Source organism: Marvinbryantia formatexigens DSM 14469, assembly GCF_025148285.1.
GTDB lineage: Bacteria > Bacillota > Clostridia > Lachnospirales > Lachnospiraceae > Marvinbryantia > Marvinbryantia formatexigens.
On record NZ_CP102268.1, the window covers coordinates 968,909 to 993,779 of the forward strand.

Here is a 24,871-nt window from a genome sequence, read left to right on the forward strand (position 1 = left end):
TCCGGTTCTCACAATATATCTGAGAAGTCCTTCCCTGAACGAAAAAAGGGAGGCACTGATTCGTGTCTCCCAAAGAATACAATCTCTGCTACTTCCTACGTTGGCATTATCCAAATCAGGTTAAAGGGTCGAAGTTTGATTACTTCCTCTCAGCCCGCTTCACAAGCTCCCCTGTATCTATGTTATTTATTTTGTTTTTGTCATCATATCATGGCAGGACGATACTGTCAAGACACAGAAATCTCCCTGAGCAGAGTGACGTACACAGAAATCCCTGAGCAGGGCGACGTAGTATAGGAAACCGTAACATCTACGCTTTCTGAGCACGCTTTTGGGGCGCTTTCTTATTTAAATATATATAAAATACAATATTTAATAAGATCCCCACGGCTGTAGATGTCGGAGCGGCAAGCCCGATCATGGTCAAACTGGCGTTGGGCTGAATACTCATAAAATAAGACATCGGCAGCCGTACCAGAAGCGTCTGAACAAGCCCCTGCACCATAACCCAGAGCGTCTTATCGTTTCCGTTAAAATAGCCAATCATACTGAACAGAACAGCCGTCAGGATCGTTTCCGGCGCAAAGCCCTTCAGATACTCAAATGCCTTCCGGACAACCGCAGCATCCGTGGAGAAGAATCCTGCCAGCACATCGCCCTTCAGCATAACAAGGGCAAATACCGCACAGCCAAATACCAGTCCTACGCCAATACCGGTAAACATCGCGCTTTTCGCCCGCTTTGTATTTCCGGCTCCCACATTCTGAGAAACAAAGGATGCCATCGACTGCATCAGCGCGCTTGGGATCAGCATGGCAAAGTTTACGATCTTGCAGGCAACGCCGTAGCCGGAAGAAGCCTCCAGACCAAGACGGTTCACGAACGCACACAGGGCCAGGAAAGAAACCTGCGTCAGAAATTCCTGCAGTGCCAGCGGCAGCCCGATGCTCAGAAACTTCCGGCATTGCGGATTCAGCCGGAAATCTTTTTTGGTAATGGGGAACGGAAGCCCTTTTTTCACAAGCATTACCACGGCGCACACCACACTGACCGCCTGCGCAAAAACCGTCGCAAGCGCCGCGCCGGTCGCATCCATATGCAGCCCGGCAACCAGCGCCAGATCGCCGATCACATTGACCACACAGGCAATCAGTACAAAGAGCAGCGGCGATCTGCTGTCTCCCAGACCTCTGAAAACAGCGGAAAGCAAATTATATGCCACGATAAAGAAAATACCGCTTCCGCAAATGCGCACATAGTCAGACGTCAGATCGACCGCTTCCGCCGGAGCCTGCATCAGGACCGAGATTGGACGTGCAAAGCATACCATCAGGACAAAAAGCCCTGCAGAAATCAGGGCAAACACAACCACCGCACCGCCAATGACCGGACCGATCGCTTCCGAACGCTTTTCTCCCAGATAGCGGGCAATCAGAACGGTAATGCCCATTGCAAGCTGCGTAACCACAAAGGTAACAAGATTCAGTACCTGGCTGCCGGTGGAAACCGCGGAAAGCCCGGAGGTGGAACCGAATCTTCCCACCACCAGCAGATCCACCGCTCCATATGCCGCCTGCAGCACCAGCGCACCTAAAATCGGAAGCATAAAATATGCCAGCTTTTTCAAAATACTGCCCTGTGTAAAATCTGTTTTCTCATTCATAAAAAGAATCCCTCCACTCACACGTTCCACGATAAAATTTTTCTATAATCCGGATCATACAGTCCGCATCTTCTTCGGAAATATCGGCAAGATGCGGCGCCAGGACGCTGAAATACTGCTCGTTATATCTGTATGACAACTGTTTCCCGGATTCTGTCATGGAAATATAGATAATACGCCCATCCTCCGCAGAAGCAATTTTCGTCAGATACCCCTTATTCTCCATTTCCTTGACCGTCCTGGTCACTCCCGGTCTTGGAAGCCCCAGCGCACTGCTGATGTCCGAAATCTTTACCCGGACGCCCCGGCGTTCCAGATTCTCAATAACGTCAAGATATTGTATGTAAGAAGGCGTAACGCCCGCCGGCAGTGGCGGAAGCATATCGCGGATTCGTTTTGCCTGATAACAGGCGTCCAGCATCTCCTTTATTTTCTCAACAGTCATACCAAACCTCCTCGCCATTATTACCAAAGATAATTACCTTCGGTAATAATAACGCTGGTTCTCTTTTTTGTCAAGTAAAGGTTCGAAGGATCTTTTCTTAGCTGTGGCTCTCACACCCCATAGATTTCTTTAAGATAATCATGAATTTCTCTAAAATTAATTTTGCATTCCCCTTCAAATATACGCACGGGAATCTCATCATCAAATCCATAAATAACAGGATATCCTTCTCTCTCAAAGTCATATACGAGAATCTGTTTTTTATCCGGGTCTATCATCCAGCACTCGCGCACACCGGCGTTTTCATATTTTACTGTTTTTATGAGCAGGTCTTTTTTCCTTGTAGATTTTGACAATACCTCTGCGATAAAATCCGGCGCTCCATAAATGCGCTTACCATTGTTTTTCTCTCTGTCACAAATAACCATCACATCCGGCTGCAGCATGGTCTTATTGTCACAGTCAAGCTGCACATCCACCGGAGCAGCAAACGGCACGCATTTCCCGCCTTTTTCCATGATAAATGCTCTTAATCTCGCAAAAATCTCCAATTCTATCGTCTGGTGAATCGTATACGGAGCCTCCATTTCAAAAATCACCCCGTCAATCAGTTCCACCCGCTGTTCATCCGGAATGTTTGCCAGGTCCTCTACCGTAAACTCCCCCTGTTTTTTTGCCGGAAGATACGCCGCAAGCGCCTCACACACCATGCCATCTGTTTTCACCAGACCCTCTAAAGGATACTCTTTCGCAGCTTCTGTCTGCTCCCCTCTGCTGTTCTGTTTTCCGCCGTCAATCATCTTTTTATCCATATGTTTCCTCCATTCCACACGCTTTGTGTTATATATTATTTTCTATATTAACATACTTGTTTTATTTGTCAATATATTTTATAATAAATATCTCAAATTATTTATATTCCTCATTTTAACATACAGCTTCATAAAGTGCGCCATTTTTTCCGGCTGTCCTCCGCTTTCTTTCATACTGCTGCCATGCGGACATTTCACGCTGTTACTGCAGAGCCAAAAAACGTCCACCGGACGTTTTGGTCGTATGCATGGCAACAAAAAAGGAACCCGGCAGCTATTATCTGCTGCGGATTCCTTCATTCCCTGTTTATTCCTTATCTTGTTCTTCCCGCCCATACGACAGTTATTCTTCCTGCCAGTGTGCCGGCTCTGCCCTATACGTTAATTTCTGCTTTCAGACCGAGAAGCTCTTTGTTTTCTTCCAGAACCGGTTTTACATTTTTCTCCAGGAATACGTCCACCTGGCGCGGTGCGCGTCCGACGTATTTTGCCGGATCCATCGTTTTCTGCAGTTCTTCCATCGTCAGATTGAACGCTTCATCCTCAGCAATCAGCTCCAGAAGATTGTTTTCTTTTCCTTCTACCTTTACATTCCTTCCGGCTTCCATTGAAAGTTCCCGGATTTTCTCATGCAGCTCCTGACGGTCGCCGCCCGCTTTTACCGCATCCATCATAATATTTTCCGTAGCCATAAACGGCAGCTCCGCCATCAGATGCTTTTCGATGACCTTCGGATAAACCACCAGACCGTCTACCACGTTCAGACAGAGGTCCAGGATGCCATCCACCGCCAGAAAACCCTCCGGGACGGACAGACGTTTGTTGGCGGAATCGTCCAGCGTGCGCTCAAACCACTGCGTCGCCGAGGTAATTGCCGGATTCAGTGCATCGCAGATTACAAATCTGGACAGGGAGGCGATACGCTCGCTGCGCATCGGATTTCTCTTATACGCCATCGCCGAGGAGCCAATCTGGGTCTTTTCAAACGGTTCCTCCACCTCCTTCAGATGCTGCAGCAGACGGATGTCATTCGAGAATTTGTGTGCGCTCGCGGCGATGCCGGCAAGGACATTGAGCACGCGGGTATCCACCTTGCGCGAATACGTCTGCCCGGAAACCGGATAACATGCCTCAAATCCCATTTTCTCCGCAATCATCGGGTCAATTTTGTCAATTTTCTCCTGGTCGCCGTCAAACAGCTCCAGAAAGCTCGCCTGCGTACCGGTCGTTCCTTTGCTGCCGAGCAGCTTCAGACTGCCGAGCACATAGTTTAAATCATCCAGGTCCATCAGGAATTCCTGCATCCACAGGGTCGCGCGCTTTCCGACGGTCGTCGGCTGCGCCGGCTGGAAATGCGTGAAGGCAAGCGTCGGCTGCGCCTTATAGGTATCGGCAAATTTCGCCAGCTCCGCAATGACATTGACCAGCTTTTTCTTCACCAGCTTCAGCGCCTCCGCCATTACAATAATATCGGTGTTGTCTCCCACGTAGCAGGAGGTCGCTCCCAGGTGGATAATGCCTTTCGCCTTCGGGCACTGCACGCCATAGGCGTAAACGTGCGACATAACGTCGTGGCGCACTACCTTCTCACGTGCCTTCGCCACATCGTAGTTAATGTCCTCCGCGTGCTCCTTCAGCTCTGCTATCTGTTCATCCGTGATGTTCAGACCAAGCTCCTTTTCTGTCTCTGCCAGCGCAATCCACAGCTTTCTCCAGGTCTTAAACTTCATATCCGGTGAAAAAATGTACTGCATTTCGCGGCTTGCATAACGCTCCGATAACGGGCTCTGATATCTGTCGTTCATCATAGCTTCTTCCTTTCCATTATTCAGAATCTAAGAATCTTTTCCTATTTATCTTCGCATGTTTACCCGTACAAGTCAATAACCATTTTGCAGGCAGCAATTCAGCCATGCAGTAAAAATGGGAAAACAGACCGTGCAAGTTTACTTGCCAAGGGCTGTATTCCCATTTTTATGGATGTGCGGGCGCTGAGTCCCGGTGGGACTCGTTTAGCGCCGACCGAAGCGGAGCGTAGACCGCACATCAACCACAGACAGGAGCTGCAAAGCAGCGAATAGCCTGTGTAAACAGGCGGTCTGTGGTCTGCATGGCGTTAAGCAGCTGCTTTTAAAACAGACCGTGCAGGTTTATGCATCATAGTCCCCGCGGATGTCCTCCGTGGGCGGCTCCATCGGGTACTTGCCGGTAAAACATCCGGTGCAGATTTCCAGTCCGTTTACCATCTCGCGCAGGCGCTCCAGCCGCAGATAACCCAGGCTGTCCGCCCCGATTATCTGACGGATTTCCTCCACGCTGCGGTTACAGGCAATCAGCTGGTCGCGCGCGGGCACGTCGGTTCCAAAGTAGCACGGCCACAGAAAGGGCGGAGAGCTGACACGCATATGCACCTCCGTCGCTCCCGCGTCGCGCAGCATCTTCACAATGCGGTCGCTGGTGGTTCCGCGCACAATGGAATCGTCAATCATGATGACGCGCTTTCCCGCCACCGCCTCACGCAGCACGTTCAGCTTGATTTTTACGCTGGATTCGCGGTTGCTCTGCTTTGGCTTGATGAAGGTGCGCCCCACATAGCTGTTTTTCACAAACGCGCTCCCGTATGGAATCCCCGACTGCAGGGAATAGCCAAGGGCAGCCGCATTTCCCGATTCCGGAACGCCCACCACCAGATCCGCCTCCACCGGGGAATCCATAGCGAGAAAACGTCCCGCCTTAATGCGGGAGCCGTAAACGCTCACGCCGTCGATGTGGCTATCCGGTCTTGCAAAATAAATATACTCAAAAATGCAGCGCGCATGCTGCTCTTTGGGAATACACATACTCTTATCCGAGGAAATGCCGTCTCTGGTGATTGCCACCACCTCTCCCGGCTCCACGTCGCGGACGTATTCCGCGCCCAGCGTCTCCAGCGCGCAGGTCTCGGAGGTAATAATCCAGGCATTATCGCGCTTTCCGATGCACAGCGGCTTAAAGCCGAATGGGTCGCGCGCCCCGATAAGCTTGCGCGGCGACATCACCACCAGAGAATAAGCCCCTTTTATTTTTTTCATTGCCTTTAAAACTGCTTCCTCGACATTCCGGGAACCAATCCGCTCCCGCGCGATGTGATAGGCAATCACTTCCGTGTCAATCGTTGTCTGGAAAATCGCCCCGCTGTACTCCAGCTCGTGGCGCAGCTCATTCGCGTTAATCAGATTGCCGTTGTGCGCCAGCCCCAGCGTTCCCTTTACATAATTCAGCACCAGCGGCTGCGCATTTTCGCGGGTGCTCGCCCCGGCGGTCGAATAGCGCACATGACCGACGCCGATATCCCCCTTCAGCGCCTCCAGCGTTCCATCCACAAACACTTCATTTACCAGCCCCATGCCCTTGTGGGAAATCACCTTTCCCTTCGGTCCATTCGTATCGCTCACCGCAATACCGCAGCTTTCCTGCCCGCGGTGCTGCAGCGCAAACAGCCCGTAATATATCGGCGCAGCCACATCCTTTCCGTCCAGATCGTACATGCCGAAGACGCCGCATTCCTCATGCAGCCCTTCCTCCGGCTCACACTGCTGATGTATTTCCTCTTCTCTCATAAATTCCGAATCCTCCCTGTTCTTCTCTCCTGCTGCCGGACGCCTCACTGAAAGCATCAGATAAAAGGGGAGCCGACGCCGCGCATACCCACGTACACGCCGCTGCCGCACTCCCCATTGAGTTCTCACCATTTTTACGCGCTTTATTATACTTCATGACACCCGGAAATGCAATTCTTTTTTAAAAACTTCTTTACTTCATCACTTTACTATGATAATATATTAAACGAATGTACCAAAAATCGTTTCTGGAGGAGAATCATTATGAAAAAGAAATTGGCTTATGTATTATGCGGAACCATGCTGCTGGCTTCCCTCTCTTTCGCGGGCGTATCCGCAAACGAAGACCTTACCTATGCGGTAGAGGCGGGCTCTGCCGGAGAAGCTGCCGCGCAGGACAACGGCTTTACCTACAATTCCGTTGCATCACAGGCTGACGCACTGATGGAGGTTGCTTCCGGCACTTCCGACGCGGCAATCATCGACCTTCTGATGGCGGGCGCCATGATCGGCGAGGGCACCAGCTATCCGGATCTGACACATACGGACGAGCTTACAGAGGAAGAATACGGCGTAGGCTGCCGCAAGGGCTCCGACCTTGCCGCTTACATAAACAATGTATTTGCGGAGAGCTATGCGGACGGCACGATGGAGGAGATTGCCACCACATACGGCGTGCAGGAAGCGCTGGTGGAGCAGCCGGAGGCTTCTGAGGAAACAGCGGAAGCTGCAGAGGACAGCGACGTTGCCTACATCCAGGATAAGGGCTCTCTCATCGTCGGCATCACCGACTTCGCACCGATGGATTACAAGGATGACAACGGCGACTGGATCGGCTTCGACGCTGATATGGCGAAGCTGGTGGCAGAAAAGCTCGGCGTGGAAGTGGAATTTGTGGAAATCGACTGGGACAACAAAATCATGGAGCTTGACGCGAAAAACATCGATGTTGTCTGGAACGGTATGACGCTTACCGACGAGGTGAAATCCTCTATGGAATGCACGAATGCTTACTGCAACAACGCGCAGGTAATCGTCGTTCCGGCAGAATAAACAGCAGCGGCACATCTGTGCTGCAACCAAAGTATAACGCTTATTTTATCTCACAGGAGGTCCCGCAGGCTTTCCTGTGAGCCCAGAAAGGCAGAGGGCATCCGCTCTCTGCCTTAATCCGGTAAACAGGAGAATTTTATCATGCTTTTAAATGTTACACGCACGCTGATGAGCGGTCTTGCGACCACCTTTCAGATTTTTTTCTTTACGCTGATTTTTTCGCTGCCGCTCGGTCTGCTGCTTGCTTTCGGCACCATCAGCAAATGCCGTCCCCTGAGCTATCTTATCCAGCTCATCGTCTGGATCATCCGCGGCACGCCGCTGATGCTGCAGCTTATCATCATTTTTTACGGTCCCGGTCTGTGGTTCGGACACAATATCTGGAGCGGCGGGGAAGCCGGACGCATCACGGCAACCGTCGTCGCCTTTACCATCAACTACGCCTGCTATTTTTCCGTGATTTTCCGCGGCGGCATCGAAGGTGTTCCCGCCGGTCAGCGCGAAGCGGGGCAGGTGCTTGGCATGACAAAGAGCCAGATTTTCTTTAAGGTCACGCTGCTGCAGATGATTAAGCGTATCGTTCCGCCGATGTCAAACGAGATTATCACGCTGGTAAAAGACACCTCGCTTGCGCGCATCATTGCCGCGCAGGAGCTGACCTTTGCCGGTTATTCCTTCATGAAATCCGCCGGTCTGACATGGCCGCTGTTTTATACCGGAGTATTTTATCTTGTATTCGTCGGCATTCTGACGCTGCTTTTTAACTATATTGAAAAGAAACTGGATTATTTCCGCTGAGGAGACAGATGTATGGCAATTTTAGAAGTGAAGCACATTGAAAAACATTTTGACAATACGAAGGTGCTGGAGGACGTCAGCTTTGAGCTGGAGGAGGGCAGCGCGCTTGCTATCATCGGCTCCTCCGGTTCCGGAAAGACGACGCTTCTGCGCTGTCTGAATTTCCTGGAAACGCCGGACTGCGGCACCATCACAGTAAGGGGCAATACGCTCTTTGACGCAGCCCGCCCGAAAGCAGAAAACGAAAAGGATATCCGCACAAAGCGGCTGCATTTCGGCATGGTATTCCAGTCCTTCAACCTCTTTCCGCAGTATACGGCGCTGGAAAACGTGACGCTTGCCGAGCGCCTGCTGGCAAAAGAAAGACCGGATTTCCGGCAGAACAAAAAAGCTGTTCTGGAGGAAATCAACGCGCATGGACGTGAGCTGCTTGCGCAGATGGGGCTCTCCGAGCGGGAGGGACATTATCCGCACCAGCTCTCCGGCGGACAGCAGCAGCGTGTGGCGATTGCCCGCGCTCTTGCCCTGAAACCGGATATTCTCTGCTTTGACGAGCCGACCAGCGCCCTGGACCCGGAGCTGACCGGCGAGGTGCTCAAAGTCATCCGCGCGCTTGCCGAGCGCAAGACCACCATGATCATCGTCACCCACGAAATGGCATTCGCCCGCGACGTGGCGGACCAGGTCATCTTTATGGACGGCGGTCTGATCGTTGAACAGGGACTTCCCGACGACGTCATCAACCATCCGCGCGAAGAGCGCACCAGACAATTTCTCGCAAGATACACACAGGGGTAGCACAGGCTACCCCTGACTCATTCTTAAATAGTCTTCCTTCAGCTTCGCAAGCTGCTCCTTTACGGGCAGCGCGTCCCACTCTTTTGCAAACCGGCTCTCCTGCGCCTCCCGCAGAATCGCCACCGTGTCCTCCTTCATTTTTTCCGCATGATCCCGGTCCGCCTTAATCTCCTCCAGCCGCTCCTGATAGCGCTTTTCGGACAGAAACAGCGGAAGAACGCACAGGTATTTATCGTATACCTTCCGTGACTTCAGGGCGCTGTACGATTCCCAGAGACAGTCCGCCGCCTCCTCGAAGCGGAACAGATGCGCATACGCCGTCGCCATATTTTCCAGCACGACCGCATAAAACTGCGTGCCGAGCCTGCCCGGACTGCGCGTAAACAGAATATTTTCATACTCCTCTATCGCGCGCACATACATCCCGTAGTTTACCAGATAATCCGCCTTCATTTTTTTGCGGGTATCCTGCGGCTCAATCTGCACCTGCTGCAGCTCTTCCTTAAAATACAGCAGCTCCGTGCGCGTCAGATAGCCGCATTCCTGGAAAATGGGCATCACAAAATCCATCGCCGGCGCCTCCGTCTCCAGCGCCTTTTTCAGCACCCGTCCCAGCTTTTTCAGACCCAGCTCTTCCGCCAGCCAGGTGCAGAGCCTTTCGTTCAGAATCGTCTCGTCCAGAAGATAGACGTTTTCCTTCATATAATAGCAAAGCTCCTCGATAGACCAGATATGGATGCCGATGCTCTCAATATAAAAGGGATGCTGCGCCCGCGGCGTTTCACATAGATAGTATCCTCCCATCTGCTATACCTCCAAAACACTTTCCCAGACCTTCCCGGACGCCGGGTAAAATTCCCCGAAGCCGAGGTCGCGAATCGTTACTTTGCAGCGCCCCTGTGAGATAAATTTCAGCCGCATCTGCAGCCGCGTCGTCCGCTTCGGGCGCTCCGGCAGATTTTTCAGCACAATGCTGTAGCTCTCCGCCTCCCCGCCCATCATGGACCGCGCGTAAATAACGACCTCATCCGTGTCATCCAGAATAAACTCGCAGGTATATTCCGCTTCAAACCAGTTGGTGCCCGCATTAATCAGCATATGCGTGCTCTGCTTTCCGCGGTGCTCCATCTGCATACTCAGATTGTGCTCCACCAGATCCTCGCTCTGATAGAGAAAATCGTCCAGCCTTTTTCCGATATCCATGCGCTGCATCGCCGCGTAGCAGGCGCCCTTTGTGTACAGATTGCGCCCCTGGTAAACGCGGCGGCGCCGGTTGCTCCACAGATACTGCAGCGATTCCACCGCCCATGTCTTATCAAAGCTGTCCCCTATCAGAAAAACCGCCGAGAAGGTATCGTTCTGGAATACCTCCTCTATCATTTCCAGAAAACGCGCGTCGCGCTGCTCATTCCACTGCTCCTGCGAGCGCGCGCCCTGCCTGCCGAGATTGATGGATTTTCCAGTCTCTGCGCGCACCAGCGCCGGCTTCGTATGATAGTCGATATCCATGATATAGGAAGAAATCTTCGTATCCTCATATTCAAAGAGCGCCACGCGGTGTATCCAGAGCTCTTTTTTCTGATTCAGTGTGTAACAGCAGAAGCTCTCCCGGTGCGTCTGCAGAAACACCGCTTCCCCCGGAATGCCAATCATCTGGCAGGCGTTGCGCAGCGCGTCCGCCCAGGCAAGTGTGATTTCCTTCATGGTAATCATGATGCAGACATTTTCCGGCTTCACGGACGGTCCGATGTACCCGATGCAGGTCTTTAAAAAATTCGCCAGCGTCATCTGCCCCAGCTCGACCTTGCCCTCGATCAGGGTAAACAGGTCGGACGGCGTCGGAATCAGATAGCGGTCCTGGTTTTCCTGGATGCTGACCGTCTCCGGCTCCATGCTCCTCTCACTGTAATAAGAAATCTGTGAACTTTCCCTGTCAAGGTCCAGTCCGATTATTGTTTTTCTCATCTGTTTTCCTCAGTTATGTTAGTTTAATTCCGCCGGATGAGCCTCCGTCGGTTTTTATTTTCCACGGCTCATCAGTTTATTCCAAAAAGCTCATCCACCAGATATTGCTGTCCGACGTACTGCTCGCGGATTTCTTTCAGCTGTTTTTTGTCCTGGCGCGAAACGGCTTCCGCCATCCGGTTGGTCAGCTCATAGCGCCCCATCTGACCGCGGTGGGAACGCCTGCTGCACACAATTTTCTGCGGCTGCGTCTGCTCCGTTTTTCCTCTGCCCTCGATTTCCAGATGCCATTCCAGCTTATCCCCGTAAAACAGCGTAAACGCATACACAAAAATCCCCTCGTAAATATCCTGAAGCAGCAGCGTCTGCTCCTTCCCGCCATTCAGACGGTAATGCAGCGTCACGCGGTTCTCCGGATCGGTGCGGTATTCCACAAGAAATTTATCGTGCAGGTTCAGATGGCGCAGGAGACGTTCCGGCAGCTTCTGGTAAAAGCGGAAATACATACCTTTTTCCGTGTATTTTTCCAGGAGATACTGCAGCCACTTCTGCTGCCCCGCCCCCAGCTTTTCCGCCAGCGTGTAATATCTCAGCAGCGCAAGCTGGCAGATCTGCGGCGCATCGATTTCTCCGATGATATGCTGTTCTATATACGTAAAAACACTCTTCTCCACCGGCATTTCCCGCACAAAATAGCAGTAGGACATCCAGATTACGTAAGCCCGGCAGATTCTGGTATTCCCCGCCTTCCTGCAATAAGAGACAAATACCGGTTCCGTCTGCTCCATATCCTGGCGCGTATACAGCACCGTTACCAGGATTTTCTCCTCCAGACTGTAGTCCTCCATCAGAAAGCCCTGTCCCGCCTGCCAGAGCGCTTTCATGCTTTTTGCCGGTCCCTCATAATACGAAAGCAGATAGCGCAGCACCGGCTCATCGTAGACTCCGTCGAAAAAGCAGCGCGCGCACAGCGCCAGCAGGAAGGCGTCCTCCCGCTGCTCCGTCTCTGCGATCCGTCTGCTGCACAGGCGCACCAGCGTATGGGAGGCGACATGCTCCGGACCATATTTCTGCACCAGCGCATACGCCCGTTCTCCCATTCCCTCCGAGACAAGCAGCTCCACCAGCTCCTGCATATGCTCCCCGGAGAGCTCCTCAAAATCCGCACGCTCCAGATATTCCGTCAGATACGCATCCCGCGGATGCCCGCTGTAATAAAGCAGGAGCTTCTCCTGCACGCTTCTGCGGCTTTCATCGCCAAGCTGCGGCAGCTCCATAAAGCGGACCAGCCTGCCGGTATCACCTTCTGAGACCGGCGCCTCCTCCATCAGACTGCAGCAGTCATGCAGCAGCATCCCCTCCGGAAGCGGCACCTGCCCGCGGCAGTATTCCTCCAGAGCAGGCACCGCCAGCAGGCGCCGGTGCGCGGCGAACGACAGATCCGCAATGCGCGCGCCGTCCCTGTCCTCCAGCAGAAGGCAGCAGTCCGGGCTGTAAATCTGCACGCACGCTTTTCCCTGTACAAGCTGCACCCGCTGCTCTCCTCTGAGCTGCCGGTGGATTGCAATCACATGGCGGATATGCGGATTTTCACAGGTAATCTCATATGTGAACAGCGCCCGCGAAAGTCCGTCCGCCAGCTTTTCCGTCAGCACATACGGCGTCAGCAGCGTCTCATAGATAAGGGCAAGGTCTTCGCTCATCCGCCCCTCCAGAAGCTGCTCCTCCATAAACAGCTCCATCGTCTGCCGGTAAGTCTCAAACGTCTGCGCGTCCTTTTCGCGGTTGCGGATGATGTTGGCATAAAGCGCCGCCTTTTTTCCGCTCTCCAGTGTATTGTTATAAGAAAAATACATGCGCACCGCCTGCGGCAGCTCCCGGACATTCAGATCCTGCGCGCTCCGGGCATAATACTCATAAAGTCCCGCCAGACGGATATCCTGCTCAACGCCCCGCGCGAACCACCTGCTGTACCGGGGACTGTCTTTATGCCCCTTCATCAGCAGCGAGCAGATTGCCGTCAGCAGATTTTTTCCCGGATATGCGTCATAGCAGCGGCAGAGGACCCCGCACAGCAGCGGATTCCAGGCGGTGGCGTGGCGCATGGCAATCTGTGCCGCCTGCCCGCAGATTTCCCGGTCCAGCAGCTTTTCCTTGCACAGAAAGGCGAGCACATGAATCTCGAACGCCTCCAGACCGCGCAGCAGCAGCGGCTCCTTTTTCAGAAGCTCCCAGGCTTCCAGATACATCACCGGGCTGTGGCAGCCGCAGAGATACTGGCGGCGCAACGCGTCCAGACGCTCGGAATCGCTGCGGAACAGACTGTCGTTCACCTTCAGCATCAGCCACTGCAGCACCCAGTTTTCCTGATTTGCAAGAAACAGCTCCTGGATTTCCTGCTGCACATATTCCAGATGCTCCTTTTCCTTGTTTTCAAACGTCGTCAGATAAAGATAAAAGCCCTTCCACTGCGCCGGATAGCGCCCCGTATTCTGCTCCGCAAGCTCTCCCAGGCGTATCTGCGCTTCCACACTGTCTCCCGCCGTAAATAAAATATAGACCCGGTAAAGGTCGTAAAACAGATTCTCACCGCCCGCCCGGTGCAGATTATCCAGACAGCTTAAGGAAATCCCGCTCCACTCCCGGACGCCGTTTCTACCCGCGCGGTAATCGATATAAGCGTGCAGAAGCTGCAGAATCTCCTGCCGCCTGCGCAGCCCCCGCCTCTCCGATGCCGGATGCGGCGTATTTAATATCTCCACCACACAGCTCTGCGTGCGGCACTCTGTATTCACGGTGATGCGTGCAAAATTCCGCCCGGCATGCAGATGTTCCCGGTGAATCACAAAACCAATATGATACGAGCTGCCGACAAACTCATCTGTCGTGATTTCCGGCCGCTCTATCGTAAGGAACGGCGCATCGCAGGAAAATGACAGCGGTGCAAATCCCCAGGTGTTTTTCAGCAGCAAAAGCTCCTCCCGCTCGTTATCGCCGGGGTTTTTCATGGACAGGTGTTCAGACGCCAGGCTCACTGTGACCGGCTCCTTCAGCCCCATCCCCACCAGAAACTGCTCCAGGGAGCGGTAGGACGCCGCCGTCCCCTGCAGTCCCTCATACAGCGTCAGAGCGCGTGTACCCCAGCCGCGCACCGTCTGCACAAACTGCGTCGAAGCAAACAGCACGTATGCTCTGCCGAAATCCCCCTTTGCAAGCTGCGCGAACGCTTCCGGCGTCATCTGCAGCGGTTCTGTCTTTCTGTGCTGCGGCTTTGCCGCCTGCAGACAGTAGGGCAGCGTGTACTCCCCGGAATCCGCGCAGATGACAAAAGCGCCCTCCAGCATTTCCCCGTCCTTCAGACCCGCCGGGTCCGCCTGGAAACGGAAGGTCTCCTTCCTGCCGATAAATACCTCCGGCGAAATTGTCACTCTTGCATTTGTGGAATACACAAAGCCCTGCGCCTGTCCTCCGCCGCCCGCCTCCACGGAAAATTTCCCGTGAAATACCCGGTCCGCCGCAATCGCTCCCTCCAGCTTCTGCGTGGAAAGCTGCAGCTTCTCCGGCGCATATTCAAATTTTTCCTTCAGTAGTTCTCCAATTCTCTTTTTCAATGTGTGCTCCTTATAGAGGGAAGGGCCGCAGCAAATGCAAGTTTGCGGCAGCCCAGACTTTTAATTTAATATTTTCTTCAGCTCGTCCATAAACGTGTTGACGTCCTTAAACTCGCGGTACACAGAAGCAAAACGCACATACGCCACCGCATCCAGCTCCTTCAGGCGCTCCATCACGATTTCTCCGATAATGCTGCTCGGTATCTCACGCTCCTCACGGTTGAAAATTTCCGTCTCTATCCGGTCGATCGTATCGTTGATCTGCTGTGCGGAAATCGGACGCTTGTAGCATGCGCGGAGCACCCCGCTCTCTATTTTTCTTCTGTCATACTGCTCCCGGTTCTGGTCTTTTTTTATAATAATCAGCGGTATGGTCTCCACCTTTTCATAGGTCGTGAAGCGCTTCCCGCACTCATCGCAGAGCCTGCGGCGGCGGATGGAACTGTTATCGTCCGCCGGTCTTGAATCCACAACTCTGGTATTATCCTGATTACAAAACGGACATTTCATACTGCCTTCCTCCTGTGTATCCTCTTTTCCGTCATGACGGCGGCAGATGCTGTGCCCAATGCCGCATGACCAGATACCCCTGTTTAAAAGTATATCGGATTGAAGTCTGGCTGTCAATCGCATATACTAAAGTAAAATGATTTTTTTGTAAAGCAGAGGTAATCTATGAGAGTATGCGAGCTTCGCCAGAAGGAAGTTATTAATGTGTGCACCTGCGCCTCCCTCGGATGCGTAATCGATGTGGAATTCGATCCGAAGGACGGCTGCATCACGGCGCTGATCGTGCCGGGCGGCAGCCGTCTCTCCTGCTTCTGGGGGCACGAGGCGGAAATCATCATTCCCTGGCGGTGCATCTGCCAGATTGGAAAGGATATCATTCTCGTTGAGCTTCCAAAGGAAAAAGACAAAGACAGGGACAAAGGCAGATAAGCTACCGCAGGAAATTGCGCATACTTTTCAGCGCGCTTTTTTCCAGGCGGCTGACCTGCGCCTGTGATATGCAGATTTCTGCGGCAACCTCCATCTGGGTCTTTCCCTCAAAAAACCGCATATTGATTATTTTGCGCTCGCGGTCGCTCAGCCGCTTCATCGCCTCCTGCAGCGCCAGCGATTCCACCCAGTTTTCTTCTTTGTTCTTTTTGTCGCTAATCTGGTCCATTACATAGAGCGTGTCGCCGCCCTCCGAGTAAACCGGGTCGTACAGACTTAAAGGGCTCTGTATCGCGTCCATCGCAAAGACGATGTCCTCCCTGGAGATGCCGATTTCTTCCGCCAGCTCGTTGATGGTCGGCTCCTTCAGATGCTTTTTCATGTAAGCTTCCCGCGTATAAAGTGCCTTGTAAGCCGTATCGCGCAGCGAACGGCTTACCCGGATGGAGTTATTGTCGCGCAGATAGCGGCGGATTTCCCCGATAATCATCGGCACCGCATACGTGGAAAACTTTACGTCCATTTCCGTATTAAAATTGTCGATTGCCTTCATCAGCCCGATACAGCCAATCTGAAATAAATCATCCGCATTTTCGTTGCTTGCCGAAAATCTTTTTATGACGCTCAAAACCAGGCGCAGATTGCCCTTGATGTACAGCTCCCTCGCTTCCATATCTCCCTGTCTGATACGCTCAAACAGCTCCTCCTTTTCCTCATTCGTCAGAACCGGAAGCTTTGATGTATTAACTCCGCATATTTCCACCTTGTTCAGTGCCATTGCAAGAACCCTCCTTACGTTCAGTGTGCGCGGATGCGCAAAGGTTTCCCGCCTTATGGAAAATTGCTGGTTTCCATATAGGCGAAAAATTTACCGGGACAGTAAAAACCATCCCGGTAAAAGAATTCTCATATTAAAACACGTTTATGCGGTTTTACAAAAAATATAAAAATTATTAGACCTTGACAAATTTCCGCCAGGCAGACATGCGCCCGGCGCCCGCATCACGGGTCCACGTTTCTTCGCATTTGATATTTCTTCACATTTGATATTTCTTCGCATTTAATGTTTCTTCGTACTCAATGCATCTGTATTTTCTCTGCCTCCTCCTGTGTGATGCACGCATTTCTCACCATGCAGGAAAGCACCTGTTCCGTGCGCTGCATGGCAAGCTCTCCGTTTTCATCCGGGGAATAGACGGATGGCGCGTTCGGAATTCCCGCCAGCATTGCCGCCTCGTAATCTGTCAGCTCCGCGGGAAGCTTGTCAAAATATCCCTCCGCCGCCTCATAAATCCCATAATAACCGCTGCCGAAATACAACGTATTGACATACAGCTCAAAGATTTCCTTTTTACTGTAATCCGCTTCCAGCGCCAATGCCGCAAACACCTCCGCCACCTTGCGGTCGATGGATTTTTCCTGGGAAAACAGCATGTTTTTGGCGAGCTGCTGTGTAATCGTACTGCCGCCTTCCTTAAAGGAAAGCGTCCTCAGGTCCGTCCATGCCGCGCGGCAGATGGCAATCACATCAATTCCCGGATGACTTTCAAACCGGTGGTCTTCCGCGGAAATCACCGCGTCTATATAAAAATCAGCCAGCTCCTCATAATATGTGAAATGTTCCATACTGCGGATTTCCTCCACCCTCTCCGCAATGGATTCCTGCTCCGTCGCCGTCCGGTACATATCGTAGCCTCTGATTCCAAAATAAGCCGCCGCCCCCGCTGCCGCAAGCAGCAGAATCACAAACAGTATTCCCAGAAGTTTTCTCAGTCGATGTCTTTTCTTCATATAATCTCCCGCTTTCTTTTCTATCATACACCCATCTTCCTCGCACGCCGCGTCATACTTCTCTGCAAGACCTGCACGGCAGGCTCTTCCGCGCATGTCCGTTCTGTGCGACAAATCTCCCTGTGTCTCATTCGGTCCGCGCGGCAAATCTGCCTGTATCTCATCTGGTCCGCGCGGCAAATCTCCCTGTGTCTCATTCGTTGTCTAGTTTTTTCAACAGGTAGTCGGTCAGTTTCCAGACAAATGAAATCCCTAAAAACAAAATCCCCGCCGGTACCAGAAGAATCATCAGAAGCCCACCTCCTGCAGTAAGTACCATTGCGCGGAGCGTCTTCCTGCAGACAGTCCTGTTCCTTTCGCCTGTCTGAAAATGACTTTTCTCTCTGCCGTCCGTTAAAATATCACTCATTAAATCGTCCCCCTTAACATCATTATATTTCTCCCGGTTCAAAAAGCAACTTACATTATTGTAAGCCAGAATCTTCCGTGGGATGCCTTTATCTGTGCTTTATCCCGGATAACCATGAGGACAGTGGCTCTGATTGAGATTAGCCACAGCTAACCTCCGTGCATAAAAATCCCCCTGTAGCTAATACCAGCACCTTGCTGATATCTTTAAGCTACAGAGGGTGTCGTCTTAAAATTCCCCATCAGCTTCTTGCCTCAAAGTGCTGATAATCCTTCGGCGAGGACCAGTCGCCTCCCCAGGTAAAGCCGTATTTTTTAAAAATTTTATATACCTTATCATTTTTATGTATCATATTTTTCTTATACTTTCCCCGGCATTTTGATACATTTCTCTCTTTGTACAGCTTACCGTTCGCAGGGGACACGCGCCCGTTTTTCACATACGGATTTACCATCGGATTCAGGTCAATCGCCATCCCATATGCATGGTTCGAGAGGCTCCGGCTTCCGCTGATAGTGCGATAATTAAATGCGGATGTGTTATTTGCGGACATTGATTTTTCATCCGAGCCGCCATAGTTGTCAACTAATACCATTTTCTGTATGGGATATTTTATCTGATAAAGCTCGTAAAAAACCTTCACCGTTTTTTTCGCTATCTTTCTGTTTACGACCAGCTCACCACTTTTGATTTTGCCGTTATAATCGTAATATAATACCCGTACATAACGCAGATCCGATAATTTAATGTGTGAATTTGTCCGGTATGATTTTCCCATCATGCGTTTTTTCACCGCAGCCGGAATTTTTTCACAGTAAAATCCCTCTTTATAAAGATACGCACCGGAAGAAGCCGTCGCTACTGAGACAGCTTTAGAATATCTGCTATATATCCGGCTGCTGCCAGAGGTCACATATGTACGCATTCTCACATAATAAGTCTTATTTGCTTTCAGATTTTTAATTGTCCTGGAAGAAGCTCCTTTCTGCGTAATCAGCAGTTTTTTCGCATTCTTAAAGGATTTATCTGCAGAATACTGAATTTCATAGCCGGAAACATCCGCACGCTTATTCCAGTATAGAATGAAACCGGCTTTCGTCCCAGCCGCAGAAACCGTGACCGCAGGCGGCTGCCGGTCCGCCGCCCGCACCTCCACGGCATACGCCGATGCCTGCACCAGGCTCAGAAACATCAGTATTATCAGAAATATGTAGCTTTTCTTTCTGTGACTTTTCATTTGCGGCTTCCTCCGGATAAAAACATCTGCATAATCACACATACAGCTTATGTATCATTATCATCTGGTAACAGTATACCTTATCCCCGCAGATTGCGCAATATCATAACCACGACTGCCTGGGAATTTCCCATCGAATGTGGGGGTAGAAAACACAGGCGAATTATGGTAGAATGGAAAAATCTACAAACGAGGTTTATTGAGCTGGTAGCAAATTTTTACAATATTGAAGATAAAGGAGAGAATTTTATGAGTACAAAAAAGGCAATAGGAGGAGCCCTGGGAGCAATCATTGTATTGGTAGTAGCTCAAATATTGGCTCAGTTAGTGGCAAATTTGTTTGTTTTAGTTAAAGTCCCGGAAGGCATATGCAATATTATAGCAGGAATTATATATGTTGGATTTGCATTTGTTTTATTAAAATTATTTTCACAGAAGATGCTTAAAATAAAAATAGACAATTTGGGAATGCCAAGGTTTTCAATTAAAGTTAAATGGATTATTATAGGTATATTATTACCTGTGACAATAAAGGCGGTCTATCTTTTTTTCTTTCCCGGAAAGTACGTTTCTTCTGGAATGAATCGTAATCAGATTTTTTCAACACTGAGTGCTGGTATTTTTTTACAGGCATAGCCGCTGGTTTTGTTGAAGAAATGGTTTTTCGTGGAGTTATCCTAAATTTGTTAAAAGAGAAATGGAATATTAAAGTGGCTGTATTCATTCCATCAGCTTTATTTGGATTGATACATATTATAGGAATGGATTTTTCCGTTATAAGTAGCCTGTTGGTTCTTATTGCAGGAACAATGGTGGGAATAATGTTCTCAATGATTGCTATTGAAAGTGGTTCTGTTTGGAACAGCGGAGTTGTCCATTCACTTTGGAATATTTTAATTATTGGCGGGGGCTTATCAATAAGCGAAAAGGCAGATGAATATTCGGTTATGACATATGTACTTGATTCAAAAGATTTTGTTTTTACTGGCGGAGAATTTGGAATTGAATCATCAATTATTGCATTATTAGGTTATATTGTAGTTACTTTAGCAGCAATATGTATGATTAAGAAAAAGGCAAAAGTGTAATAAGTATCAAAAAACGAAATTCGGCAGTTGCAGAACAAGAAACGGAAACTTCTCAACCAGAAGAAAAGAGCCGAGCGCAAGGGTTCAATCCATTTCTTTCCGTTCCTATCCCTTCCGGACGTCCAGAACAGCCGCCCGCCCTTTTGGAATTGCAGGAAGTTGTGTCGGATATGAAAAAGCGGTACAGGAATACCAACAGCGCAATCAGGCAGACGGAGAAGCTGCTCCATGAGCGAAAGGAACTGATAGACCAAGCCGAGAAATATCGGGGTTGGGGAGGAAAGGTCAATGAAAAGAACATACTACGTACTTCTAATTGCTGTAATGATATTCTCGTTTTGTGCCTGTTCCAAACAGGAGTTAGCAAATATGACGACAGAAGTGTATGATGATTATACTGCAATCATTTGGGAAGACAAAACATATGTCCCGTATTGTGTCATTTCAAAAACTGAATGTGGCGAGCAAATAGGTGTCATTGATGATAGCAAAGATGATAAAATATATGAGTACAAGGGGTATTCCGTTGACGAGTGGATTATTGATTTATATACCGTAGACAACATTGCTATGCTGATGAAAGAAATTGATGTAACTGATATTCCAGACGGTTTAGAATCAGAATATGAGTGGAACAACTAAATTTTCGTTTGTCCGGAAGGCGCAGAGAGCGCAAAATCGGAATTGAAAAAGGAGTGTGCTTGAGTGCAAACAAGCGATATAATCAGGGAAAGCAAATGCTACATCTATGTTACTTTAAGACAAAAACCTGAATTAAAAGAAAAAGCAGCCACATGGTTTCATAATAAATGGGAAGTGCCACGAGAAGCCTATCTTGAATGTATGGAAGCCTATCTTAATCATGAAACAGAATATGGTTGGTATCTTTGCTTAGATAAAGAACGTATCGTAGGTGGTCTTGGAGTAATCGAAAATGATTTTCATGACAGGAAAGACCTTACGCCAAATGTATGTGCAGTATATACAGACAAGGAATATCGCTGTCAAGGAATTGCGGGACAGTTACTTGATATTGTTGTGAAAGATATGAAATCCAAAGGAATTACTCCTATCTATTTGATTACAGACCATACAAGTTTTTATGAAAGATATGGTTGGGAATTTTTGTGTATGGTTCAAGGAGATAATGAGCCTGATATGACAAGAATGTATATCCATAGATAAATTCCCATTTGTCAAGAAGTTGCAGAGAGCGTAAAATCGGAAAAATCGGAATTGACCGTTCGGAAAGCAAGAGATGCTTTCTGAACGGCAGTTCAGGAAGATAAGTTTGAAACAAATAGAAAGTTCTATGGAGGTCAGTGTCTTGAAAAGTTTAATTAGATTGACAGACTACAATGTAAATGATATTTATGATATATTTGCACTGACAGATGAAGTTAGAAAAGGAAAATACCGGGGACTACTCAAAGGAAAAAGTGTGATTTTATTTTTTCCTGATTCCAGTATTAGAACCAGGGTAACATTTGAGAAAGGAATCTATTTATTAGGAGGACAGTCAATTCTCTTTCCTATGGAGACCCTGGACAAAAAAGAGGATATACGGGATGTGTGTGGATACCTGAATAACTGGGCTGATTTGGTTATCGTGCGGCACAAAGACATTCACTTACTGGAACAAATATCTGCTTGTTTAAGAGTACCTGTTATCAATGCTATGACAGATGTGAATCATCCGTGTGAGGTTTTGGCAGATATGTATACCTTGTCTAAGATACGAAAGGATTTTATAAAAGATAGCTTCTTATTTGTCGGAGAACGAGGAAATATTGGCTTAGCGTGGAAAGAAGCTTCTGAGGTCATGGGATTCAGTCTGGAACAATGTTGTGGCATAGGTTATGAAATCGAGGGTTTGACAACCTATAATAATATTCGTGATGCGGTGATGGGTAAAGACATTGTATGTACTGACCCGTTGCCTGCAAAAGCTCTTGTAGATTTTAAAGAGTGTCATGTTACGACTGATGTAATGAAAATGGCAAATGATGGTGCAATCCTAAATCCCTGCCCGCCTTTTTATCGTGGTGAAGAAGTTTCAGAAGAAGTGATTGAATCAGATTATTTTGTTGGATATGAATTTAAGAAGTATCTGTTAGAGGTTCAACAAGCAATAATGATTTATTGTTTAACTCGATAACTTCCAATTTTGGAGGATACATTATGATTAGAAAAGCGGTTTTAGATGATATAGATTTGATTGAAGATACTTATAATGAACATTTCAAGTACGAAATAGAGCATGAAGCCTATACCGTATTTAAGAAGGGCGTGTATCCAACGAGAGCAGACGCGGAACGCGCCATAAACTTGAAAACAATGTTTGTATATGAGGAAAACAGAAGCATTGGCGGGAGCATTATTATTGATAAAGTTCAGCCAACAGAATATGCCGATATTCCGTGGAAAGGTAATTTCTCTAAAGATGAAGTTATGGTAATTCATCTTCTTATGGTGCGTCCGAGTATGTCTGGAAAAGGGATTGCAACTTTACTTATAGGATATGCTGTTGAATTAGCGAAAACCTATAATTGTAAAACTTTGCGTTTGGATACAGGAAGTCAAAATATTCCGGCGGTGTCTTTATATAAGAAAAATGGATTTGAAATAGTTGCAAGTGCGCCTAAAAAGGTGGGAGATGTAATTGCACATAAAAATCATCTCTACCTTGAAAGAGTTTTATAATCAATAAATTGGGATTTGTATTAAGCTATCAGTATCACACCAGAATTAACAGATAGGAGTTAAGATGATGAAGATTGAAACAATACAAACCGGCTGGACATTAGTTTCAAGCAGTGTACCAGATCGGAGTAAACATAGATGGAAGAAAGCATACAGCCGGTTATTTCAAAGTAAAAACAGTAGAATAAAAGTACCGGTAAAATGCTTTTATGTTACGGTGGCAGACCATGCTTTTTTAATTGATGCAGGATGGAGCGAGCAGGTTGTGGACAACGCAAAAAGACATCTTGGGTTTGGATTGAATTTTGCAAGTGAGCCGGTGATGTTAAAGACGGAATCTGCAAACCATCAACTTAAAGGGAAACCGGTAGACTGTATTTTGATGACACATTTAGATTGTGATCATGTCTCTGGAGTGCATGATTTTACAGAGAAAAAAATAATCTGCGCAAGAGAAGAATATGAGTATGCACATAAGAATGGTATTCGATATGGAAAAATATTAAAGGGTCTGACATTTGAGTATATTGATTTTAGGGCGGACACTCAAGCGATTTTTGGTAAATCTTCAGATGTTTTTGGAGATGGCAGTGTTATTGCATACCTGACACCCACACATTCTGCCGGAAGCGTGATTTATAAAATTATGGAGAATGGAAAATATTATCTTGTGGTTGGAGATAATGGCTATATGAAAGCGTCGTGGGAAAAAGGAATTCTTCCGGGACCTTTATATAATGCAGATAACATGATGAAATGTTTGAAATGGATAAAAGGAAAAAGTAAAGATAAAAATTGTTTGGGAGTATTATGTGCTCATGAACATATGTAATGAAAAAGAAAAATTCCAGTTTATAAAATAGATTATATAAGAATGTAAAGAGGTGGGAAAAATTGCACCACCCCTTTTTGCAGGCAGATTGGTATCTGTACAGCGATGGAATCAGATTTTCTTTTTAGTTTAGATGCAATTTGAAATTGTTTATCTGCATAAGATATGGTACAATCAAGTTAGCCAAATCTAACCATATTGCAAAAGAGGTAAATGTATGAGTGAAAGAGTAAAACCCACTATCAGTGGTAGTGCTGAGACAATGCTTCAGAGCTTCTATGCCAGAGCCCAATATTCCAAAAGTAAACATAATAAATTCTATGATGCAAAGGCGGTAGAATTAGTCGACAAAATTGATTATGATTTTTCTACAGCAGCCAAGGATTCTACGATGGGAAAAGGGGTAATTGCCAGAACTATCGTTTTTGATGAATTGGTAAAGAATTTTATAGAGAAAAATCCTGATTGTACGGTGGTTAACATTGCCTGTGGTCTGGATACGAGATTTTATCGCATGGATAATGGTAAAATTACCTGGTACAATCTGGATCTGCCAGAAACGATAGCAATCCGCAATCAGATTTTCGAGGAATCCGGACGTGTTTCTACGATAGGAATTTCTGCACTTGATCCTGCATGGTCAAAAGAAGTAAAAGTGCGGGGGAAAATGCTTTTTATCATTGAAGGATTATCAATGTATCTGACAGCAGAAGAAAATGGTAAGATATTAAAAATAATAAAGGATAACTTTGATAATGCCTATATTCTTATGGAATGTCTGGCAAAGACATGGGTAAAGAAAGAAGGAATAGAAAAATCCATACAGCAAACAGGCTCAAAATTTGTTTTCGGGGCAGATCATTTTGAAGAACTTGGGAATATGACGACAGGATATCACAAAATAAAAGATGATAATATTCTTCGTGGCATGGAGTTATTTTCATCTGTATATAAATTTTTTGCATTGTTGCCTGTTGCAAAAAAATTCACGCAAAAGATTCTGATATTTGAAAAAGATTAATTCCATTTGCAGAACGAAAAAAATTTCAGTTTGACACTTTGAAAATGCTTTATATTGTTATGCAACAGGCAACTTGCACCGCCGTCAATCAGGAAAGTGGAACCGGT

Annotated in this window: 25 protein-coding genes and 1 riboswitch; of the genes, 12 read left to right on the forward strand and 13 right to left on the reverse strand. The window is 48.2% G+C overall.

Annotated elements, in window-relative coordinates; genetic code table 11:
- Positions 1-75 precede the first annotated feature (75 nt).
- Positions 76-183, reverse strand: a riboswitch (TPP riboswitch).
- A 127-nt stretch (positions 184-310) separates the two neighbouring features.
- The 5 genes from NQ534_RS04830 to purF form a co-directional block, all read right to left on the reverse strand.
- On the reverse strand, positions 311-1,663 hold the full coding sequence (locus NQ534_RS04830; protein ID WP_006860820.1) for an MATE family efflux transporter: 1,353 nt from the start codon (positions 1,661-1,663) through the stop codon (positions 311-313).
- The gene (locus tag NQ534_RS04835) at positions 1,656-2,108 is read right to left on the reverse strand and encodes a MarR family winged helix-turn-helix transcriptional regulator (RefSeq protein ID WP_040782218.1); all 453 of its coding nucleotides are present in this window, start codon (positions 2,106-2,108) and stop codon (positions 1,656-1,658) included. The genes NQ534_RS04830 and NQ534_RS04835 overlap by 8 nt, the downstream gene beginning before the upstream one ends.
- Before the next feature lie 110 nt (positions 2,109-2,218).
- Complete coding sequence (locus tag NQ534_RS04840; protein ID WP_006860818.1) at positions 2,219-2,920, reverse strand: Uma2 family endonuclease; 702 nt, start codon at positions 2,918-2,920, stop codon at positions 2,219-2,221.
- 374 nt (positions 2,921-3,294) lie between these two features.
- Positions 3,295-4,728 (reverse strand): adenylosuccinate lyase, encoded by a 1,434-nt coding sequence (gene purB, locus NQ534_RS04845; protein WP_006860816.1) that lies wholly within the window; start codon positions 4,726-4,728, stop codon positions 3,295-3,297.
- A 342-nt stretch (positions 4,729-5,070) separates the two neighbouring features.
- The gene (purF, locus tag NQ534_RS04850) at positions 5,071-6,519 is read right to left on the reverse strand and encodes an amidophosphoribosyltransferase (RefSeq protein WP_050778280.1); all 1,449 of its coding nucleotides are present in this window, start codon (positions 6,517-6,519) and stop codon (positions 5,071-5,073) included.
- A gap of 264 nt (positions 6,520-6,783) precedes the next feature.
- On the opposite strand from purF, the gene NQ534_RS21525 reads away from it, so the two are divergent.
- The 3 genes from NQ534_RS21525 (at position 6,784) to NQ534_RS04870 (ending at position 9,168) form a co-directional block, all read left to right on the forward strand.
- Positions 6,784-7,572, forward strand: a complete 789-nt coding sequence (locus tag NQ534_RS21525; protein ID WP_040782214.1) for a transporter substrate-binding domain-containing protein — start codon at positions 6,784-6,786, stop codon at positions 7,570-7,572.
- A gap of 141 nt (positions 7,573-7,713) precedes the next feature.
- Positions 7,714-8,370, forward strand: a complete 657-nt coding sequence (locus NQ534_RS04865) for an amino acid ABC transporter permease (RefSeq protein WP_006860812.1) — start codon at positions 7,714-7,716, stop codon at positions 8,368-8,370.
- A gap of 12 nt (positions 8,371-8,382) precedes the next feature.
- Complete coding sequence (locus NQ534_RS04870) at positions 8,383-9,168, forward strand: amino acid ABC transporter ATP-binding protein (RefSeq protein WP_006860811.1); 786 nt, start codon at positions 8,383-8,385, stop codon at positions 9,166-9,168.
- A 6-nt stretch (positions 9,169-9,174) separates the two neighbouring features.
- On the opposite strand, the gene NQ534_RS04875 is transcribed toward NQ534_RS04870, so the two are convergent.
- From NQ534_RS04875 to nrdR, 4 genes are all read right to left on the reverse strand, one after another.
- Positions 9,175-9,972: a hypothetical protein gene (locus NQ534_RS04875; protein ID WP_006860810.1), complete on the reverse strand. Its 798-nt coding sequence runs from the start codon at positions 9,970-9,972 to the stop codon at positions 9,175-9,177.
- Between the two features lie 3 nt (positions 9,973-9,975).
- Complete coding sequence (locus NQ534_RS04880) at positions 9,976-11,133, reverse strand: DUF5716 family protein (protein ID WP_006860809.1); 1,158 nt, start codon at positions 11,131-11,133, stop codon at positions 9,976-9,978.
- Positions 11,134-11,204: 71 nt separating this feature from the next.
- Positions 11,205-14,744, reverse strand: a complete 3,540-nt coding sequence (locus NQ534_RS04885; protein WP_006860808.1) for a DUF5717 family protein — start codon at positions 14,742-14,744, stop codon at positions 11,205-11,207.
- Positions 14,745-14,804: 60 nt separating this feature from the next.
- Positions 14,805-15,254 (reverse strand): transcriptional regulator NrdR, encoded by a 450-nt coding sequence (gene nrdR, locus NQ534_RS04890; RefSeq protein WP_040782211.1) that lies wholly within the window; start codon positions 15,252-15,254, stop codon positions 14,805-14,807.
- 165 nt (positions 15,255-15,419) lie between these two features.
- On the opposite strand from nrdR, the gene NQ534_RS04895 reads away from it, so the two are divergent.
- Positions 15,420-15,683, forward strand: coding sequence for a PRC-barrel domain-containing protein (locus NQ534_RS04895; protein ID WP_006860806.1), 264 nt, complete (start codon positions 15,420-15,422; stop codon positions 15,681-15,683).
- Position 15,684: 1 nt separating this feature from the next.
- On the opposite strand, the gene sigG is transcribed toward NQ534_RS04895, so the two are convergent.
- The 4 genes from sigG to NQ534_RS04915 all read right to left on the reverse strand — a co-directional run bounded on the left by sigG (position 15,685) and on the right by NQ534_RS04915 (position 19,120).
- A complete protein-coding gene (sigG, locus tag NQ534_RS04900) occupies positions 15,685-16,461 on the reverse strand; it encodes an RNA polymerase sporulation sigma factor SigG (protein ID WP_006860805.1) in 777 nt (258 codons plus the stop codon).
- A 299-nt stretch (positions 16,462-16,760) separates the two neighbouring features.
- The gene (locus tag NQ534_RS04905; protein ID WP_040782309.1) at positions 16,761-17,474 is read right to left on the reverse strand and encodes a biosynthetic peptidoglycan transglycosylase; all 714 of its coding nucleotides are present in this window, start codon (positions 17,472-17,474) and stop codon (positions 16,761-16,763) included.
- A 193-nt stretch (positions 17,475-17,667) separates the two neighbouring features.
- Positions 17,668-17,883, reverse strand: a complete 216-nt coding sequence (locus NQ534_RS04910; RefSeq protein WP_040782208.1) for a hypothetical protein — start codon at positions 17,881-17,883, stop codon at positions 17,668-17,670.
- Positions 17,884-18,124: 241 nt separating this feature from the next.
- Positions 18,125-19,120: a M15 family metallopeptidase gene (locus NQ534_RS04915; RefSeq protein ID WP_050778279.1), complete on the reverse strand. Its 996-nt coding sequence runs from the start codon at positions 19,118-19,120 to the stop codon at positions 18,125-18,127.
- A 249-nt stretch (positions 19,121-19,369) separates the two neighbouring features.
- Between NQ534_RS04915 and NQ534_RS04920 the strand changes: the two genes are divergently transcribed.
- From NQ534_RS04920 to NQ534_RS04955, 8 genes are all read left to right on the forward strand, one after another.
- A complete protein-coding gene (locus NQ534_RS04920) occupies positions 19,370-19,756 on the forward strand; it encodes a hypothetical protein (protein WP_242655318.1) in 387 nt (128 codons plus the stop codon).
- Between the two features lie 20 nt (positions 19,757-19,776).
- Positions 19,777-20,208 (forward strand): CPBP family intramembrane glutamic endopeptidase, encoded by a 432-nt coding sequence (locus NQ534_RS04925; protein ID WP_006860799.1) that lies wholly within the window; start codon positions 19,777-19,779, stop codon positions 20,206-20,208.
- 288 nt (positions 20,209-20,496) lie between these two features.
- Positions 20,497-20,850, forward strand: a complete 354-nt coding sequence (locus NQ534_RS04930; protein WP_006860798.1) for a hypothetical protein — start codon at positions 20,497-20,499, stop codon at positions 20,848-20,850.
- 63 nt (positions 20,851-20,913) lie between these two features.
- Positions 20,914-21,393: a GNAT family N-acetyltransferase gene (locus NQ534_RS04935; RefSeq protein ID WP_006860796.1), complete on the forward strand. Its 480-nt coding sequence runs from the start codon at positions 20,914-20,916 to the stop codon at positions 21,391-21,393.
- A gap of 106 nt (positions 21,394-21,499) precedes the next feature.
- Positions 21,500-22,366, forward strand: a complete 867-nt coding sequence (locus NQ534_RS04940) for an ornithine carbamoyltransferase (protein ID WP_242655317.1) — start codon at positions 21,500-21,502, stop codon at positions 22,364-22,366.
- Between the two features lie 23 nt (positions 22,367-22,389).
- Entirely contained in the window at positions 22,390-22,911 is a 522-nt protein-coding gene (locus NQ534_RS04945; protein ID WP_006860794.1) for a GNAT family N-acetyltransferase, read from the forward strand.
- A gap of 64 nt (positions 22,912-22,975) precedes the next feature.
- Positions 22,976-23,743: an MBL fold metallo-hydrolase gene (locus tag NQ534_RS04950; RefSeq protein WP_006860793.1), complete on the forward strand. Its 768-nt coding sequence runs from the start codon at positions 22,976-22,978 to the stop codon at positions 23,741-23,743.
- Between the two features lie 217 nt (positions 23,744-23,960).
- Positions 23,961-24,764: a class I SAM-dependent methyltransferase gene (locus NQ534_RS04955; RefSeq protein ID WP_006860792.1), complete on the forward strand. Its 804-nt coding sequence runs from the start codon at positions 23,961-23,963 to the stop codon at positions 24,762-24,764.
- The last annotated feature ends 107 nt before the right edge of the window (positions 24,765-24,871 follow it).

What these genes read in the sequence shown, in the direction of transcription:
- NQ534_RS04925 (WP_006860799.1), top strand. Translation starts at nt 19,777, where the DNA reads ATGGTTTTTCGTGGAGTTATCCTAAATTTGTTAAAAGAGAAATGGAAT.
- NQ534_RS04875 (WP_006860810.1), bottom strand. Translation starts at nt 9,972, where the DNA reads ATGGGAGGATACTATCTATGTGAAACGCCGCGGGCGCAGCATCCCTTT.
- NQ534_RS04865 (WP_006860812.1), top strand. Translation starts at nt 7,714, where the DNA reads ATGCTTTTAAATGTTACACGCACGCTGATGAGCGGTCTTGCGACCACC.
- NQ534_RS04870 (WP_006860811.1), top strand. Translation starts at nt 8,383, where the DNA reads ATGGCAATTTTAGAAGTGAAGCACATTGAAAAACATTTTGACAATACG.
- NQ534_RS04840 (WP_006860818.1), bottom strand. Translation starts at nt 2,920, where the DNA reads ATGGATAAAAAGATGATTGACGGCGGAAAACAGAACAGCAGAGGGGAG.
- NQ534_RS04910 (WP_040782208.1), bottom strand. Translation starts at nt 17,883, where the DNA reads ATGAGTGATATTTTAACGGACGGCAGAGAGAAAAGTCATTTTCAGACA.
- NQ534_RS04905 (WP_040782309.1), bottom strand. Translation starts at nt 17,474, where the DNA reads ATGAAGAAAAGACATCGACTGAGAAAACTTCTGGGAATACTGTTTGTG.
- NQ534_RS04895 (WP_006860806.1), top strand. Translation starts at nt 15,420, where the DNA reads ATGAGAGTATGCGAGCTTCGCCAGAAGGAAGTTATTAATGTGTGCACC.
- NQ534_RS04950 (WP_006860793.1), top strand. Translation starts at nt 22,976, where the DNA reads ATGATGAAGATTGAAACAATACAAACCGGCTGGACATTAGTTTCAAGC.
- NQ534_RS04945 (WP_006860794.1), top strand. Translation starts at nt 22,390, where the DNA reads ATGATTAGAAAAGCGGTTTTAGATGATATAGATTTGATTGAAGATACT.
- NQ534_RS04915 (WP_050778279.1), bottom strand. Translation starts at nt 19,120, where the DNA reads ATGAAAAGTCACAGAAAGAAAAGCTACATATTTCTGATAATACTGATG.
- nrdR (WP_040782211.1), bottom strand. Translation starts at nt 15,254, where the DNA reads ATGAAATGTCCGTTTTGTAATCAGGATAATACCAGAGTTGTGGATTCA.
- NQ534_RS04830 (WP_006860820.1), bottom strand. Translation starts at nt 1,663, where the DNA reads ATGAATGAGAAAACAGATTTTACACAGGGCAGTATTTTGAAAAAGCTG.
- NQ534_RS04955 (WP_006860792.1), top strand. Translation starts at nt 23,961, where the DNA reads ATGAGTGAAAGAGTAAAACCCACTATCAGTGGTAGTGCTGAGACAATG.
- NQ534_RS04930 (WP_006860798.1), top strand. Translation starts at nt 20,497, where the DNA reads ATGAAAAGAACATACTACGTACTTCTAATTGCTGTAATGATATTCTCG.
- NQ534_RS04880 (WP_006860809.1), bottom strand. Translation starts at nt 11,133, where the DNA reads ATGAGAAAAACAATAATCGGACTGGACCTTGACAGGGAAAGTTCACAG.
- NQ534_RS21525 (WP_040782214.1), top strand. Translation starts at nt 6,784, where the DNA reads ATGAAAAAGAAATTGGCTTATGTATTATGCGGAACCATGCTGCTGGCT.
- sigG (WP_006860805.1), bottom strand. Translation starts at nt 16,461, where the DNA reads ATGGCACTGAACAAGGTGGAAATATGCGGAGTTAATACATCAAAGCTT.
- NQ534_RS04920 (WP_242655318.1), top strand. Translation starts at nt 19,370, where the DNA reads ATGAGTACAAAAAAGGCAATAGGAGGAGCCCTGGGAGCAATCATTGTA.
- NQ534_RS04835 (WP_040782218.1), bottom strand. Translation starts at nt 2,108, where the DNA reads ATGACTGTTGAGAAAATAAAGGAGATGCTGGACGCCTGTTATCAGGCA.
- purF (WP_050778280.1), bottom strand. Translation starts at nt 6,519, where the DNA reads ATGAGAGAAGAGGAAATACATCAGCAGTGTGAGCCGGAGGAAGGGCTG.
- purB (WP_006860816.1), bottom strand. Translation starts at nt 4,728, where the DNA reads ATGATGAACGACAGATATCAGAGCCCGTTATCGGAGCGTTATGCAAGC.